The sequence below is a fragment of the Algimonas porphyrae genome (assembly GCF_041429795.1).
Lineage (GTDB): Bacteria > Pseudomonadota > Alphaproteobacteria > Caulobacterales > Maricaulaceae > Litorimonas > Litorimonas porphyrae.
In genome coordinates, this window is the sequence record NZ_CP163424.1 from 1,521,335 (window position 1) to 1,536,287 (window position 14,953).

At 61.9% G+C, this 14,953-nt stretch carries 14 protein-coding genes and 1 pseudogene; 12 read left to right on the forward strand and 3 right to left on the reverse strand.

Annotated elements, in window-relative coordinates:
• Nucleotides 1-16 precede the first annotated feature (16 nt).
• From AB6B39_RS07380 to AB6B39_RS07390, 3 genes and pseudogenes are all read right to left on the reverse strand, one after another.
• A pseudogene (locus AB6B39_RS07380) lies at nt 17-235 on the reverse strand (PHP domain-containing protein); the annotation flags it as partial.
• Nucleotides 236-239: 4 nt separating this feature from the next.
• Complete coding sequence (locus AB6B39_RS07385) at nt 240-1,802, reverse strand: hypothetical protein (RefSeq protein ID WP_284369239.1); 1,563 nt, start codon at nt 1,800-1,802, stop codon at nt 240-242.
• Entirely contained in the window at nt 1,717-2,442 is a 726-nt protein-coding gene (locus AB6B39_RS07390; RefSeq protein WP_284369238.1) for a hypothetical protein, read from the reverse strand. Before AB6B39_RS07390 ends, AB6B39_RS07385 begins: the two co-directional genes overlap by 86 nt.
• 284 nt (nt 2,443-2,726) lie before the next feature.
• Here AB6B39_RS07390 and AB6B39_RS07395 point away from each other — a divergent pair, with 284 nt between their 5' ends.
• The 12 genes from AB6B39_RS07395 to AB6B39_RS07450 all read left to right on the forward strand — a co-directional run bounded on the left by AB6B39_RS07395 (nt 2,727) and on the right by AB6B39_RS07450 (nt 14,684).
• Nucleotides 2,727-4,724 carry a conjugal transfer protein TraG gene (locus AB6B39_RS07395; RefSeq protein WP_371398742.1) on the forward strand — a complete coding sequence of 666 codons (1,998 nt, stop codon included), beginning with the start codon at nt 2,727-2,729 and terminating at the stop codon, nt 4,722-4,724.
• Between the two features lie 23 nt (nt 4,725-4,747).
• Nucleotides 4,748-5,236, forward strand: coding sequence for a CopG family transcriptional regulator (locus AB6B39_RS07400; RefSeq protein ID WP_284369236.1), 489 nt, complete (start codon nt 4,748-4,750; stop codon nt 5,234-5,236).
• On the forward strand, nt 5,233-6,201 hold the full coding sequence (gene trbB, locus AB6B39_RS07405; protein ID WP_284369235.1) for a P-type conjugative transfer ATPase TrbB: 969 nt from the start codon (nt 5,233-5,235) through the stop codon (nt 6,199-6,201). The genes AB6B39_RS07400 and trbB overlap by 4 nt, the downstream gene beginning before the upstream one ends.
• Before the next feature lie 68 nt (nt 6,202-6,269).
• Entirely contained in the window at nt 6,270-6,596 is a 327-nt protein-coding gene (locus AB6B39_RS07410; RefSeq protein ID WP_348520137.1) for a TrbC/VirB2 family protein, read from the forward strand.
• Entirely contained in the window at nt 6,596-6,877 is a 282-nt protein-coding gene (locus AB6B39_RS07415; protein ID WP_284369233.1) for a VirB3 family type IV secretion system protein, read from the forward strand. The genes AB6B39_RS07410 and AB6B39_RS07415 overlap by 1 nt, the downstream gene beginning before the upstream one ends.
• Complete coding sequence (gene trbE / locus AB6B39_RS07420) at nt 6,874-9,351, forward strand: conjugal transfer protein TrbE (protein WP_284369232.1); 2,478 nt, start codon at nt 6,874-6,876, stop codon at nt 9,349-9,351. Before AB6B39_RS07415 ends, trbE begins: the two co-directional genes overlap by 4 nt.
• Nucleotides 9,348-10,046 carry a P-type conjugative transfer protein TrbJ gene (gene trbJ / locus AB6B39_RS07425; RefSeq protein ID WP_284369231.1) on the forward strand — a complete coding sequence of 233 codons (699 nt, stop codon included), beginning with the start codon at nt 9,348-9,350 and terminating at the stop codon, nt 10,044-10,046. The genes trbE and trbJ overlap by 4 nt, the downstream gene beginning before the upstream one ends.
• Nucleotides 10,047-10,093: 47 nt before the next feature.
• On the forward strand, nt 10,094-11,431 hold the full coding sequence (gene trbL, locus AB6B39_RS07430; RefSeq protein WP_371398743.1) for a P-type conjugative transfer protein TrbL: 1,338 nt from the start codon (nt 10,094-10,096) through the stop codon (nt 11,429-11,431).
• A 17-nt stretch (nt 11,432-11,448) separates the two neighbouring features.
• Nucleotides 11,449-12,150: a conjugal transfer protein TrbF gene (gene trbF, locus AB6B39_RS07435; RefSeq protein ID WP_284369229.1), complete on the forward strand. Its 702-nt coding sequence runs from the start codon at nt 11,449-11,451 to the stop codon at nt 12,148-12,150.
• Nucleotides 12,147-13,181: a P-type conjugative transfer protein TrbG gene (gene trbG / locus AB6B39_RS07440; protein ID WP_284369228.1), complete on the forward strand. Its 1,035-nt coding sequence runs from the start codon at nt 12,147-12,149 to the stop codon at nt 13,179-13,181. Before trbF ends, trbG begins: the two co-directional genes overlap by 4 nt.
• A 20-nt stretch (nt 13,182-13,201) precedes the next feature.
• On the forward strand, nt 13,202-14,425 hold the full coding sequence (locus AB6B39_RS07445; protein WP_284369227.1) for a TrbI/VirB10 family protein: 1,224 nt from the start codon (nt 13,202-13,204) through the stop codon (nt 14,423-14,425).
• A 4-nt stretch (nt 14,426-14,429) separates the two neighbouring features.
• Complete coding sequence (locus AB6B39_RS07450; protein ID WP_284369226.1) at nt 14,430-14,684, forward strand: DUF2274 domain-containing protein; 255 nt, start codon at nt 14,430-14,432, stop codon at nt 14,682-14,684.
• The last annotated feature ends 269 nt before the right edge of the window (nt 14,685-14,953 follow it).

Below are 14,953 nucleotides of genomic sequence, written 5' to 3' on the forward strand. Positions count from 1 at the left end.
GATAGGCCAGCAGGGTCGTGCCGTCGCGCAGGACCAGCCGCGCGCCGACTCGCAGATCGACGGTTTGCTCTTGTGCCGCCGCAAACGCCCGCACGATGCCGGACAGCGAATTGCGGTCGGCCACGCCGATCGTGGTCAGGCCGAGTTCCGCCGCGCGCGCGACGAGTTCTGCTGGATGGCTCGCCCCCGTCAGGAAGGTGAAATTGGTCGTAATGTCGAGTTCGGCGTAGGCCATGACGTCAGGACGCGCGCGTTACGGCGTCGAGAGAAAAATGCGGCACGCGCAGAAACTCTCCGCAGAGCCACCACCCGCGCTGCGGCTGTCCGGCTAGCACCATCAGCCAGAGACAACGCCCATCCTGCGTCACCGCGCGCCAGTAGTCGCGCGTTCGGTTCTCGAATGCCGCATCGGATACATCCCACCAGACGGGGCTGACTCGTTCGGGACCGTCGGCGCGGCGCAGCTCGAACACCTCGCGCCGCCATTGGAAGCGTTGGGGCGGCACACCCGGAAGGATGATATGCAGGCGCTCCGGCGCATATGTGAGTTCAGGGCGCGGGTAGCGGACCAGGCACGGGGCATCTTTGCGTGCAGGGCTATCCACCGCCGGGCGAAAGGCGCGTTCACGTTCGGGCGTGTGGCCGTGGCCGGCGGTCGGCATGAACAAGCGGTCGAAGCCCAGATGATTGCCCAGCGTCGTCAGGGTCTGGTCCAGTGCGTCCTGCATCGCGTCTCCGGCCTGTCCCATGCGCAGTTGGCCATGCTGAAAGATGTCTGTGTCGAGCGCCAGCAGGCGGAACCAGTCCGCCCCGAAAGCCAGTTCCAAGCTTTCCAGTGGGCGCACGAACTGGCGCAGGATCGGGGCCGTGTCGCGAGTCGGACTGGCAAAGCCGATGCGAAGTTCGTGATCCCCGGTATCGACACTGCGCACGGTCAGCGCCATACCGCGCGCCGCGTAGCCTTGGTCGTGCAAGCGCGCGCAGACCCGCTCTGCCAGACGCCCGAGAATGGCAGTGATCCCGTCGAGCCGCATGACGGGTTCGGGCAGCGTCATCTGCGCGGCAAAGACGGGCGGGCGGGACGACGGCACGACCGGATCGGAGCGGTAGCCGCGCAGCGCGTCGAGCGCGTTGGTCAGGTCAACGGAAAAGCGCCGGGCCAGCTCGGACGATTTGAATGCGGACAGCTCGCCGATTGTGGACAAGCCCAAGCGGCGCAGATCCATGAGGGTCTTCGGTTGGAGCTCCAAGGCAGCGAGCGGTAGGGCAGCAATCTGCGCGGGCTCGGCCTGCGGATCGGACGCCGTGATGGCCTGTTCACCGTGGCGTGCAAAACCCCGCGCCGCGCGGCGGGTATTGCCGATGCCGATGCGCGCCGTGACCTTCAAATCAGTCATATCGTCGAGCATGGCTTCCGCCATCGCTCGCTCCCCGCCGAACAGATGTGCGCAGCCGGAAATGTCCACGGCCAGCCCGTCGGGTGGTTCCAGTGCGACGCGCGGGCTGTAGTGATCCGCCCAGCGGTGCAGCGCGCCGAGCAGTCGACCTTCGCGCAAACTGTCCTGCGGCTCGGTCAGAAGGTCCGGGCAGACCGCCCGCGCATTGGTCAGGCTCATGTTTGCACGAACGCCCACCTCGGACGCCGCCCAATTCGGACATAAAATACCGTCCGCGCTGCCCAGTGTGCAGGTCACGGCAAAAGGACCGGACAGTCGGCTATCCTCCCGCCGGGACCAGCGGTCCAGCGGGAGTTGCGGCAGGTAAAGGGCAAGGTGCCGTCTGGAGCGTGAAGGCGGGGACATGGTCGGGGTGAGCGTTCGTGAGTGAGGTGGGCAGGAGGTCGAGCGGATAGGCTTGCGCAGGCGGCGGATCGCCGCTCACCCGCCAGGCACCCGGACGAGCGCGCCGGTTCTTGGTCGACCGCCAGACCCAGTCCGCGCCTTCGTGTGGGGAAGGCTGGCAGGACCACCGGCTTTGTGCGGCCGACGACTGCGCGCGCCGTCCGATCAGGATGAGGCCCAGCGTGCCGCCCACCTGCGCGGCGATCTGCAGGCGGCGGCTCTCGAACAGATCCGGCCCCAGCGCGACGTGGAGCACGACCAGCTCCGCGCCTTTGCAGCGCATAGCCTCTTCTCCCGCCCACAAAGTTTCGCCCCGGTTGGCCGTCTGGATAAGGATGAACCGGTCCGCGCGGGCAAAGGCCTCGCAGCTTTGCGCGCGCAGGGCGCGGGCGTGACGCGGCTCGCCGATCCACAAGACCTTGCCTTGCATCTGGCTGGCGAGGGCCAGCGCGAGCGACGCACCGCTCGGCCCCATGGCCTCATGGATACGACCGAGCTCGAAATCTGATGCCGTGCCAAGCGGAATAGAGTCCGGCTGATGGCTCCGCGACGCACGATCGCAGAGCTTTTTCAGCGCGGTCTTGTCAACTTGCTCTAACACAAGTTCTGTGTTTGTTCTCTTTTCGGCGATCGAGTCAAGAAATACAGGAATATGGTCCTATTTTCGTGGGGATAAGATCGCCGGAATCCCTAAAACCTGCCCGAAAATACCCCAACCCTAAAGTTTCGGTCGGTGTTCGCATCGCCTGGTCACTGACAATCATCGCCTGTCCTTGGTGATTTACAGCTGTCTCTCATTGCGGAAATTACTGGTCGCTTTCCGACCTAGCCGAAAATTGCATTCCCGCGCAGCTTAAGCCTCGAACTTCAACGAGGCTATTTTCCGTGTCACCCAACTCCATTCTCATCGGCCAGGTCGGCGTCGTCTTCACGACGATCGGCACCGGCGTTTGGGGTGCGACCCAATGGGTGGCGCGGGAGCTGCGTTACGACCCGTATCTCGGCGCGGCCTGGTTCAATTTGGACGGAACGCCGATCTACTATCCGTGGCGCTTGTTCGAGTGGTGGTATGCCTTCGAGCCCTACGCTCCCGAAGTCTTTGCGACCGGCGGACAGATTGCGATTGGCGCATCCGCGCTCGGCGTCGTGTTTTCCGTTATTGGGTCGGTTTGGCGCGGGCGTCAGGCCAAGAAGCTGACGACCTTTGGTTCGTCGCGCTGGGCAACAAACTCCGACATGAAGCGCTTCGGTCTATTCGGTCGCCAAGGCGTGTTTATCGGCCGGACCAAAAGCCACTACCTTCGCCACGATGGGCCAGAACACGTCATGACCTTCGCGCCGACCCGGTCAGGTAAGGGCGTCGGTCTGGTGGTTCCGACCCTGCTGTCTTGGGAGCACTCAACTGTGGTCCACGACATCAAGGGCGAGAACTGGCAGCTGACCTCCGGCTGGCGCTCGACTTTCTCGCACTGCCTGCTGTTCGATCCGACCAATCCGGCCTCCGCCAAATACAACCCGCTGCTCGAAGTCCGCATGGGCCGCAACGAGGTGCGAGATGTCCAGAACATCGCCGATATTCTCGTTGACCCGGAAGGTGCGTTGGAGCGGCGTTCGCACTGGGAAAAGACCGGCCATGCCTTGCTCGTCGGCGCAATCCTTCACGTTCTTTACGCAGAGGAAGAGAAGACCCTCTCCCGCGTTGCAAGCTTTCTGTCTGACCCCGCGCGATCCTTCGAGACCACGCTGCGGGAGATGATGTCCACCGATCATCTCGGCTGCGGTGATGCAGCCACCCCGGAAGTTCATCCCGTTGTCGCGCAGGCGGCACGAGAACTCCTGAACAAGTCTGAGAACGAACGCTCTGGCGTGCTTTCAACGGCGATGAGTTTTCTGGGCCTGTATCGAGACCCGACCGTGGCCGAGGTGACCTCTTCCTGCGACTGGCGGATTGACGATCTGGTGAGCGCAGACAAGCCCGTATCGCTCTACCTCGTCGTTCCGCCGTCCGACATCTCGCGGACCAAGCCGCTCATTCAACTCGTGCTCAACCAGATAGGTCGTCGTCTGACTGAGAAGCTGGATGGCGAGATCGACGGCAATTCGCGTCGGCAAGTCCTGCTGATGCTGGATGAGTTTCCCGCGCTTGGCCGCCTCGACTTCTTCGAGAGCGCCTTGGCTTTCATGGCGGGCTACGGCCTGCGCGCGTTTCTCATCGCCCAGTCCCTCAACCAGATCGAAAAGGCCTATGGGCCGAATAATTCCATCCTCGACAACTGCCATGTGCGGATCGCGTTTGCGACAAATGATGAGCGCACGGCCAAGCGCGTAAGCGACGCGCTGGGATCGGCAACCGAGATGCGCGCCATGCGGAATTATGCGGGTCACCGCCTCGCGCCCTGGCTGTCGCATGTCATGGTTTCAAGACAGGAGACGGCACGCCAGCTCCTTACACCGGGCGAAGTCATGCAGCTTCCAGCCGATGAGGAGGTCGTTTTGATCTCCGGCATGTCGCCCGTGCGCGCGAACAAGATCCGCTACTACCAAGACAAGAACTTCAGCGGTCGGGTTTCTCCCCCTCCGACGCTGAATGGCCCCGATCGTCCTTACGGCGATGCTCCCCTCCCACGCCAAGACGATTGGGGCCAACGCACAGCAACCTTCTGTCAGAAGCTTTTCGACGCGAGCAAGACCGATGTCGAGATCTCCACGGATGACGAAGGCAGCAAGGAGCGCACGATAGAGACTAAATCGCCGAGCAAGGAAGCCTCTGATCTAGATGCGTCCGATCAGCCAGAACTCGGTAAAGAAAGAAGGCCAGCGCGAAGTCGACCTTCCGTCAGGGTTGGTCGAACGAACTTACGGCGTCGATCGCGGCACACCTAAACTCGGTTTGATGGGGTTTGGTCATGACCACTAAGCTCAAACGCATTCAGGTCTACGCGACCAAGGAACTTCACAAGCGGCTGGAGATCGCGGCCTCGCATCCGAAAGTCAGCAAGTCGGAAATCGTCAAGCGCGCGCTCGAACTCTACCTCTCAGAGGAGCAGGAAGCGATGCGCAACAATCCGATCTTGCGCCGTCTCGACCGGATGACGCGCGAGAGCGAGAAACTGCGCCAGAGGCTCGTCGTCTTGAGCGAAGCGCATGCTCTCTATGTGCGGTATTTCCTGACGCTGGTGCCCGCGCCGCCCAATGAGGAACGCGAAGCGGCAAGAGCCGAGGGTGCTGCGCGCTTCGAAAGCTACCGCGAGGCTCTGGAGACAATCCTCTCTGACCGTTCGCGCTATCTCTTCGACGGCGTGGAAGATGCCCTCATCGGCAAAAGCGACTTCTTCACAAATGAAGAACTCGACCGCCTGCACCAACCCGCCCCTGCTCGGGGAGGCGCGTCATGACGACTGTTCAACGCTCCCAAACCCGCCAACGCACGGATGCCATGCTGCGTACCGCGCTTGGTCCGGTCATTTGCGAGGCACTGTCCAACCCGGCGGTTGTCGAGATCATGCAGAATCCGGACGGCCATCTCTGGATCGAGCAGGCCGGTATCGGGCGCGTCTCACGCGGAGCCGTGATCGACCCGAATCAAGCGGAACGTATCATCCGGCTCGTCGCATCGCTTTCGGGTTTCGACGTGAACCGCGATGCACCTATTGTCTCGGCAGAGCTGCCCATCGGTGGACAGCGGTTCGAAGGCGTGATGCCACCGGTCTGCCTCGCGCCGAGCTTTGCCATACGCAATCCTGCGGCCAAGGTCTTCACGCTGGCGGACTATGTCACGGCGAGAACGATCTCGTCCGAGAAAGCCCGCGCGCTCGTGCGCGCCGTCTTCGGTCGTCGCAATATACTGATCGTCGGGGGCACCGGGTCCGGCAAGACCACCTTAGCCAATGCCTTGCTCGCCGAAGTGGCCAGCACGCGCGACCGCGTTCTCATTCTCGAAGACACGCGCGAGCTGCAATGCGCGGCGGAGGACTGTGTCTCTCTGCGCACGCAAAGCTCGACATCGATGCGTGATCTCGTGCGCTCCACGCTCCGCCTGCGTCCCGACCGCATAGTGGTCGGCGAAGTGCGCGGCGGCGAAGCGCTCGATCTTCTCAAAGCCTGGTCGACCGGACATCCCGGCGGCGTGGCGACAGTACATGCCAACAGCGCAGCCGACGGTCTCGATCGTCTTGAGCAGCTTGTCGGCGAAGTCGTGGCGAACGTGCCACGCAAACTCATCTCCGCGGCGGTCGATATCGTCGTCGGGATCGAGAACCGCTCAGGCGTCCGACGGGTCACGGACGTGCTGGAAGTTCTCGGAAGCGATGGGGTCGAGGGCGCCTACCGGCTCAGGCCGCTGGTTCCCGATCCGCCCTAGCGCCTCGCTCTGAGGCGCGAGCCTCAGCTTCCATCCATCTCAGCATAAAGGAGGTGTCAATTTTGACCCTGCTCTCCAGTCATGCCCAACGGCAGGCCACTCTCGGCCTGTGCCTCGGGCTCACTCTCTTCGCTCTCGCAGCTCCCGCTCACGCCGCCGGTTCCGGTATGCCGTGGGAAGGCCCGCTGACGCAGATCCTCTCTTCCGTCGAAGGTCCGATCGCAAAGATCGTTGGCACGATGGCCATCATCCTGGCCGGCCTCGGCTTGGCCTTCGGTGACACCGGCGGCGGCTTCCGCAAGCTGATCCAGATCGTGTTCGGGCTGTCCATCGCGTTTACCGCGACCAGCTTCTTCCTCTCGTTCTTCAGCTTTGGCGGCGGAGCGACGTTCTAATGAGCGCGGCGCAGCACATCTCAGACAATACTGTGGGGGGCTTCAGCGTTCCGGTTCACCGCTCGGTGACCCAACCGATCATGATGGCAGGCGCGCCGCGTGCGGCCACCATTCTGATCGGAACGCTGGCTGCGGCTCTCGGCCTCGGCCTCCAGCTCTGGCCCGTCGGTATCGGGCTGTGGGTTGTCGGCCAATCGGCCTGCGTCTTCGCCGCCAAGCGCGACGCGCTCTTTGTCGACGTGCTGCGCCGCCACCTTCGCCAGAAAGGCTATCTCGCATGATGAACCTCAAAGAATATTCGGCGCATCCTTCCCAGCTCGCCGACCACCTGCCTTGGGCCGCGCTAATCGCGCCGGGCGTCGTCCTGAACAAGGACGGCAGCTTCCAGCGCACCCTGCGCTTCCGAGGCCCCGACCTGGATAGCGCGACACCCGAAGAGCTCGTCGCGACCTGCGCGCGCGTGAACAATGCGCTCCGCCGTTTCGGCTCCGGCTGGGCGCTCCATTTCGAGGCGACACGGCGTAAAGCCTTGTCCTATGCGACATCGGAGTTTCGTGATCCAATCGCCTGGCTCATCGAGCAGGAGCGTGTCGACACACATGGCAATCTCTCCACGCTTTTCGAGTCCGATTACCACCTGACGTTCTCGTTCCTGCCGCCTGCTGACAAAGTCGGAAAGCTGGAACAGGTTTTCGTCAAGTCGGATGAAGACGATGCTCCGTCGGTTACGTCGGCATCAGACTATCTGACCGCGTTCATCCGCGACACCGATGCTGCAGCCAATCTGCTGGCCAGCGTCTTTCCCGTCACCGAGTTTTTGTCCGACGAAGAGACCCTAAGCAATCTACAGGCGACGCTCTCGCCCGACATGCGCCAGTCTGTCCGCGTCCCAGATATTCCCATGCACCTTGATGCAGTTCTGGGTGGCACGACCCTTGTCGGAGGTTTGCAGCCTCGCCTCGGCGGCCAGCATTTGCGCGCCCTGACGATTATGGGTTTTCCGGGGGCGACCGAACCGGGTCTGCTCGACGGATTGAACGCGCTCGGTTTTCCCTATCGCTGGACAACACGTTTCCTGCCCCTCGACAAGACTGAGGCGACGAAGGTCTTGGGACGCTACCGCCGCCAATGGTTTGCCAAGCGCAAGAGTGTCATGGCCATTTTGAAGGAGGTCATGACGAACGAGGCGTCTGCTCTGGTCGATACAGACGCGGACAATCAAGCTGTCGATGCCGATGCTGCGCTCCAATTGCTCGGCCAGGACTATGCGAGCTTCGGCTTTGTCACGCAGACCGTTATCGTTTGGGACAAGGATGCCCAACGCGCCGATGAGCGGCTGAAAGCCGTCGAGCAGGTGATCAACGGCCAAGGCTTCGTCACCATCCGCGAGAGCGTGAATGCGGTCGAAGCCTGGCTTGGCACGCTTCCCGGACACAACTACGCGAACGTCCGTCAGCCCATCGTCCATACGCTGAACCTCGCCCACATGATGCCGCTTTCGGCTATCTGGGCGGGACCGGAACGCAACACTCACCTTGACGGTCCGCCGCTGCTGAATGCGACGACCCAAGGCCACACGCCGTTTCGTTTGGTGACACACCAAGGCGATGTCGGTCATACCATGGTTGTCGGTCCGACGGGCGCGGGCAAGTCCGTCCTGCTCTCCCTGCTCGCCCTGCAGTTTCGTCGCTATGATGGCGCGCAGGTCTTCCTTTTTGACAAGGGCCGAAGCGCCAAGGTCGCAACTCTCTGTATGAAGGGCGAGCACTACGACCTCGGTGGAAAGGGCGGGCTGTCCTTCCAACCGCTGCGCGACATTGATCGGCCCTCTTCGCAAGTCTGGGCGAGAGATTGGCTGCTCGACATGCTTCGCCATGAAGGCGTCGATCCAACGCCTGAGGTGAAAAAGGCCGTCTGGTCTGCTCTAACTTCGCTTTCGTCCGCGCCCGCCAAGGAACGAACACTGACGGGATTCACGACCCTGCTGCAGAGCGCAGAACTGCGCCAGGCCTTCACGCCCTATACCTTGGACGGTCCGCACGGCTCTGTTCTTGACGGAGACAACCCGAACAACCTGTCTGCCGACTGGCAGTGTTTCGAGATGGAAGAGCTGATGCACAGCCGCGCGCTCGCGCTGCCCGTGCTGACCTATCTCTTTCACCGACTGGAAGCGCGTTTTGATGGTCGTCCGACACTGCTCGTCCTGGACGAAGCTTGGGTCTTTCTCGACGATCCAGTCTTCGCCGAGCGCATTCGTGAATGGCTTAAGGTCCTTCGCAAGAAGAACGTCTCGGTTATCTTCGCGACGCAGTCGCTCGCCGATGTGGCCGACAGCACAATCGCGCCCGCGCTGATCGAGAGCTGCCCGTCACGCATCTTCCTGCCGAATGCGCGCGCAACCGAACCGCAACAGCGTCAGGCCTATGCGCGCTTCGGTCTCAACGACACGCAAGTGCGTCTGATCGCAACGGCCACGCCGAAGCGCGATTATTACTTCCAGAGCCGGGCCGGAAATCGGGTTTTCGATCTCGCCATGGGTCAGGTCGCGCTGTCCGTCTGCGGGGCGTCTTCTGTCGAGAGCTTGCGCACGGCACAGCGCATTCAGGACGAAGGCGGCGAACAGGATTTCGCCCATGCCTGGTTACATGCGCAAGACCTCGGCTGGGCCGCCGATCTCCTCGGTGTCGGCGACATCCTGACCGATCCGCTCGTCACATCCCCCATCCCATCAACACCTCAAACAGGAGCCGCATGATGCGCTTTTCTCTCAGACCCCTTCGCTCGTTTCTCGCAACGGGCATCGCTGCGAGCGTCATGCTGGCCAGTCCCGCTAACGCCTTTCTCGGCAGCGGTATCGTGCTGGACCCGACTAATCTGATCCAGAATGCGCTGACGGCCACACGCACCCTCCAGCAGGTGACGGCGCAGGCCACCATGCTGCGCAACCAGATCACGCAGATGGCTGAACTCGGCATCTATGTCGGGTCCGACCTCGACCGGATGCTCGGAGAGCTGAACCGCCTACAGCATCAGGCGCGCGGGCTGAGTTTCCGCATCGACGAGATCGAGCGTGTCTTCGAGCAACAGTTCCCGGATGCCTATGCCGATTGGTCGACCACCGAGCAGGCGCAGATCGCGGACGCACAGCAGGAAGCCTCGATCATGGCGTTCCGGGACAGCGTGCGCATGCAGGCGCAGATTGCCGAGGCGGTCGAAGAAGACGGTCGTCAGCTGCAAACGCTAATGAATGCCTCGCGCGGCGCTCAGGGTGATTTGGCCGTCGCACAGGCAGGCAACCAGCTCACGGCACTCTCGGCCAAGCAATCCATGCAAATGCAAACACTCATGGCCGCGCAATATCGCGCGGAAGCCATCGAACGCTCGCGACAGCTCTACATGGAGCAGGCCGGAACGGCGCGCCACGAGACCTTCATGGGCCGGGGTGGCTAGTCATGCTCCCAATTCTACAAGCCGCGCCTCCAGCAACTCCGTCGGACATGTCGGTCATCGACACCTTCATGGATACCTTCTCGTCCTACATCAACTCCGGCTTCGGACTGCTGGGCTCAGAAGTCGACTTCCTCGTCGCGACACTCATCGTCATCGACCTCGTTCTCGCGGGCGTTTTCTGGGCGATGAGTTCGGACGGGACCGTGATGGCGAAGTTCATCAAGAAGGTGCTGTATATCGGCGTCTTCGCCTACATCATCGGCAACTTCGCTTTTCTCGCGACCGTCATCTTCGACAGCTTCGCCGGGCTGGGTTTGCAGGCCACCGGCACGAGCATGACGGCGGCCGACCTCATGCGCCCTGGCTATATCGCGAGCACGGGATTCGATGCGGCAGCGCCGATCCTCGACACGATCAAGGAGCTGACCGGACCGGTCGCGTTCTTCGTCAACATTGTCCTGATTGTCGTGCTGTTTCTGGCGTGGCTCATCACGCTGTTCGCCTTCTTCTTCCTGGCGATCCAGCTCTTCGTCACGATTATCGAGTTCAAGCTGACGACTCTGGCCGGGTTCATTCTCGTGCCCTTCGCCCTGTGGAACAAGACGTCGTTTCTCGCCGAGCACGTGCTCGGCAATGTCGTCTCATCCGGCATCAAGGTCATGGTGCTCGCCATCATCATCGGCATCGGCTCGACGCTCTTCACGGAAGTCACCGCAGGCCTCGCCGGTGACGTCACGCTTGAAGACGCAGGCGGTGTCATCCTCGCAAGTCTTGCTCTCTTCGCACTTGGTCTCTTCGGTCCCGGCATCGCGACCGGTTTGGTCACAGGCGCGCCACAGCTTGGCGCAGGTGCAGCCGTCGGTTCGGTCGCTGCTCTCGGTGCAGCTGGGGCCGCTGGTGCAGCTGGGGCCGTCGGCGCGACTAAGGCGGCCGCGAGTGGCGCAGTCGGCGCTGCGAAGGCGGCATCCTCGGTAGGCGGCGGCGCGAGCATGGCTTTTTCGATGGGCAAAGCAGCATCGGGCGCAGGTGGTCTCAAGGGCGCAGCCGCTGGCGTCAGCGCGGTAGCACAGGCCGGCGCTGGCACTGTCGCGAACGCCGCAAAAGGTCAGGTGGCGAAGGCTGGCGGTGCTCTGAAGTCGGCATCCGGCAAAGGCATGCGTGGGGCGATTACCGGCACGGGCGGCAAGATCAGTGGCGGCGCATCCACGGCCAAGGACGCGGGTGGCTACGGCGCAGCCGCCATTGGTGGCGAAGCGCCAGACTGGGCGAAAAAAGCCGCCAACTCTCCCAACCGCCAACGCGCGGAAAGCGCAGCCCTTCATGGCCTGCGTGGTGGTGACAGTGGGGGCTCGTCCACCGGCCCCAAACTCAAAGATGAAGATTAAAATCAGGAGACAGACACATGATCTGGAAAAGACCTCAAGCCGCCTATGGGCGCACCCCCGAACCAACAACGCCTTACCAGAAGGCGGCGCAGGTCTGGGACGAACGGATCGGCAATGCGCGCGTGCAGGCCAAGAACTGGCGCATCGCGACGCTCATGTCGATTGGGCTGTCTGCCGTTCTCGCCAGCGGTCTGCTCTACCAAGCCACGCAAAGCCTGATCACGCCCTATGTCGTCGAGATCGACACGACGGGTGAGGTGCGCGGTGTCGCGCCGACGGTGAAGAACTATGTGCCGTCCGATGCGCAGATCGCGTTCCAGCTGGCCGAGTTCATCCGCAAGGTGCGCGGCATTTCCACCGACCCAATCGTCGTTCGGCAGAACTGGCTCGACGCCTATGACTTCACGACCAGTCGCGCGGCCTTAACGCTCTCGGATTATGCGACGGCCAATGACCCCTTCGCTGAAGTCGGCGTGCGATCTGTAACTGTAGATGTCACGAGCGTCGTCCGGTCGTCCGATTCCACCTTCGAGGTGCGCTGGAAGGAGACCGAGTTCCGCTCCGGCGCGAAGATCGGCGCGTCCTCTCACACCGCGCAGCTCACCGTCGTCACCGAGACCCCACGCGACGAGGCCACCCTACAGCGCAACCCGCTCGGGCTCTACGTCCATTCCATCAATTGGTCGCAAGACCGCCTCACCACAGGAGACGCGCCATGAGAGCCGTTGCCCTACCAATTCTGCTATCCGCAGTTGCCCTAAGCGGCTGCTCCACGCTCGGCCTAAACAAGGCCAGTCCGCCCGATGACTTCACGCTTGATCCCGGTCCAATGGTGCAGGCGACACTGACGCCGGATGGCGAGGTCGAGACCGTCACGCGCACAGTCGCAGTCGAACGGTTCACTCCCGTCCCACTGCCTGGGCAGCTCAAGCCCCGCGAGGCATTGCTCGCGTCGGTTACGGTCGAAGGCAAACCTTTCGAGATCATCGACGCGGCCAATGCCGGGGCGAAGGTCGGTCCAAAACCTGACGCCTATGTCAACGCGATCCAAATCTACCCGTTCGCGCGCGGTGCGCTCTATCAGGTCTACACTGCGCCGGAGCAGGTGACCGACATCGCGCTCCAATCTGGTGAGAAGCTCATCTCGGTTTCAGCGGGCGATACGGAACGCTGGATCCTTGGTGACACAGTCTCGGGTGAAGGCGACACGGAGCGCGTTCATATTTTGGTCAAGCCTGTCGAGAGCGGTCTGACGACCAACCTCATCATCACGACGACGGCCCGCACCTACCGTGCTGAACTGACATCCTACCGCAAGACCTACATGGCGGCAGTATCCTGGCGCTATCCGCGCGAGGAGCTGATTAGTCTGTCGAAGATGCGGAAGCCCGCGGGAGAAGCGACTTTGGGCTCAGCTGCCTTCGCACCCAGCGAGGATCGACTGCCCGTTCCTTCCGGTCTCTCGGTCGACGCATTGAATTTCCGCTACCGCGTCGAAGGCGACAAGCCTCATTGGCGTCCGCTGCGTGCGTTCGATGATGGCCGGAAGGTCTACATCCAGTTCCCAGCGCGCATCGACCAAGGCGAAGCCCCACCGCTCTTCGCGGTTGGGGCCGAAGGTGACAGCCAGCTCGTCAACTACCGCGTGAAGGGGCGCTACTACATCGTGGACCGTCTGTTCGCCCGTGCGGAGCTGCGCCTCGGCGAGAAAGACCAGAAAGTCGTGCGGATCGAGCGGGTGACGTCGTGAGCAGGGCAAGCAAGACACCTGTGCCAAAGTCCCTGCAGATCAGGGGCGCTCCGCCTTCGGCCAAGCGTTTCAATAAACGCACGCTCGGTATTCTGCTGGGAGGATCGGCACTAGCGATACTCCTCGCTGCAGGCTTCGCCATGCGCTCGCCGGACAATGCAGCTGTCGCACCGCAGGAGCTCTACAACACGTCGAACAAGGCTTTGCCGGACGCACTCAGCGAGTTGCCGCAAGGCTATGGTGACGTTCAGTCGGAGCCACGGCGTCTGGGTCCTCCCTTGCCAGGTGACATCGGTGCCGGGCTACACGGTCAGCCGAAAACCGTGCCCGATGACAATCCGTTCCGCTATCAGCCGGCGCCATCCTACCACTACGCACCCCCACCGAGTTACACCGCGCCCCAAACGACGCAGGCAAATAGACCTTCCGCGCGCACGTCGGATCTGTTCTTCATCGCAAAGGCGGGCGGAGGCGATGACGCAGCTACTGCTGATGTGGGTTCGGCGACCTTTGCTGATCCCGGCGTGGCAGCACTTGCCGAGTTGTTCGGGCAGGGTGGTGGGTTCGGGCTGCCTACACCAACCGGCAATGGTGGGAGCAATGACGGTCGAGAAAGCGTGGAGTCGGAGCTGTCGGATGCCGACATCTACAATCCGCATAGCCTCCGCATTCCCGTCTCGCCCTATCAGGTCATGGCGGGGACCATCATCCCGGCGAGCCTTGTCACCGGTCTGAACTCGGACTTGCCGGGTCAGGTCATCGCGCAGGTCACGGAGAACGTGTATGATACTCCAACAGGTCGTCATTTGCTGATCCCACAGGGCACACGTCTTCTGGGCCGCTACGAAAGCGACACAGAAGCGGGCCAGTCGCGTGCATTGGTTGTCTGGAACAGGCTCATACGTCCTGACGGGTCATCACTCCTTATTGAGAACCTGCCTAGCGTTGACCGCATGGGTCAGGCCGGCCTTCGCGATCGCGTGGACCGTCATCGGGGAAGCGTGTTTAGCGCTGCCATCCTCTCCTCGATCCTGTCGGTCGCGTCCGAACTGGGCTCGGACGAGGACGACCGCATCACCGAGGCGCTTCGTGATGGCGGACAGTCAACAATCAACCAAGCGGGTCAGAGGGCCGTCACCCAAGCGCTTTCCCGCAAACCCACAATTCGCGTGCGGCCCGGCTGGAGGGTTGGCGTCATCGTCAATCGCGACCTCGTGCTCTCACTCTACAATCAAGGAGGCTGACATCATGGCCGTTACCCAAAACGTTCCCGCTCTTCGCATTGGTAAATTGCCGGACCTCACGCCAGTGAAGATGACGATTCAACTGGCACCGGAAATCTATCGGGCTTTGGTGGACTATGCCCGGATCTACGAGAACAGATATGGAGAGAATGTTGCGCCAGCGACGCTGGTACCGACCATGCTAGCAACTTTTATGGCGTCTGATGCAGGATTCAAGAGGACACGCAAAACGCTAGAAGATGCGACTGGCTCCGCTTGATGATAATCGTTTGCGAACATCAATCGACTGTTCGAGAAGGAGATATCGAGGATGCTTTAAAGGCTGTTGCCCAGTTGATTGATTTGTATGGCCTAAAATACTGGCCAGTATTCGAACGCTTGGAGGATGAGCTTGCTTCATTGCGATCCCGGGAGAATAGGCTCTCTGCTGCGCTTTCTCTGAATGCTGCGGATGCAAGAGATACTCCGCTCAATCTATTCTGAAACGTAGGTCAGACCGTCGATAGACCAGAAGAACTTGTCATGACA

Coding starts and splice junctions, on each gene's coding strand:
- AB6B39_RS07385 (WP_284369239.1), bottom strand. CDS start 1,802: ATGTCCCCGCCTTCACGCTCCAGACGGCACCTTGCCCTTTACCTGCCG.
- AB6B39_RS07400 (WP_284369236.1), top strand. CDS start 4,748: ATGACCACTAAGCTCAAACGCATTCAGGTCTACGCGACCAAGGAACTT.
- trbB (WP_284369235.1), top strand. CDS start 5,233: ATGACGACTGTTCAACGCTCCCAAACCCGCCAACGCACGGATGCCATG.
- AB6B39_RS07415 (WP_284369233.1), top strand. CDS start 6,596: ATGAGCGCGGCGCAGCACATCTCAGACAATACTGTGGGGGGCTTCAGC.
- trbE (WP_284369232.1), top strand. CDS start 6,874: ATGATGAACCTCAAAGAATATTCGGCGCATCCTTCCCAGCTCGCCGAC.
- trbJ (WP_284369231.1), top strand. CDS start 9,348: ATGATGCGCTTTTCTCTCAGACCCCTTCGCTCGTTTCTCGCAACGGGC.
- trbL (WP_371398743.1), top strand. CDS start 10,094: ATGTCGGTCATCGACACCTTCATGGATACCTTCTCGTCCTACATCAAC.
- trbF (WP_284369229.1), top strand. CDS start 11,449: ATGATCTGGAAAAGACCTCAAGCCGCCTATGGGCGCACCCCCGAACCA.
- trbG (WP_284369228.1), top strand. CDS start 12,147: ATGAGAGCCGTTGCCCTACCAATTCTGCTATCCGCAGTTGCCCTAAGC.
- AB6B39_RS07450 (WP_284369226.1), top strand. CDS start 14,430: ATGGCCGTTACCCAAAACGTTCCCGCTCTTCGCATTGGTAAATTGCCG.